General features: G+C 45.3%; 1 protein-coding gene. It reads left to right on the top strand.

Annotation, left to right across the window (positions count from 1 at the left end; all coding sequences use genetic code 11):
- A partial coding sequence (locus ACWHAR_RS26495; RefSeq protein WP_452088348.1) for a FadR/GntR family transcriptional regulator occupies window positions 1-631 on the top strand: 631 nt, incomplete at its 5' end.
- Window positions 632-749: the final 118 nt, after the last annotated feature.

Raw genomic sequence — 749 nt, 5'->3', positions numbered from 1 at the left:
ACGGATTGTCCATTTATTATCGAGCGGACAGTTGAGGGCCGGAGACAAATTGCCGACAGAAATGGAACTGATGGACATTTTGCATGTCAGCAGGCCGGTGCTTCGGGAGGCACTCAGTTCACTTGAAACGCTGGGCGTCATTACGAGAAAAACACGAGGGGGCACATATTTCAACGATAAAAACGGCATGCAGCCGTTTTCCGTCATGCTTGCCTTGGCCACTGATAATCTTCCGGCTATCATTGAAGCACGGATGGCGCTAGAACTCGGACTCGTGACAATTGCCGCGGAAAAAATCAATGAGGAAGAGCTTCAGCGTTTGCAGAAGACGATCGACGATATTGCCAACAGCACTGACAATCTTTATGGTGAAGCGGATAAAGAGTTCCATCGAATTATTGCGTTAAGCGCCAATAACCCCGTCGTTGAAGGGATGATTCAGTCCCTGCTGATCACCCATGCGAAAATTGACAGCCAAATTCCGTACAGGGAGAGAGATGTAACGGTCGAATATCACAAAAAAATCTACGACGCCCTTGCCAAAAGAGATCCGTACAAAGCACATTACCACATGTATGAGCATCTGAAATTTGTCCGTGACAAAATTCTAAAAGGAATGGATGAAAAATAATGGTGAGCAACCGCAGTTGAAACGTAAGAGCTGCGGTTTTTTTAAAACCAATTTAGAAAACGCTTACTAAGTTATGAGGAGTGATTTTCATATGGCGATGAACCTCAGGAAGAACCAA

It is taken from the genome of Bacillus sp. LR--39 (assembly GCF_053613335.1).
This window is presented reverse-complemented; position numbering and strand designations above follow the sequence as displayed.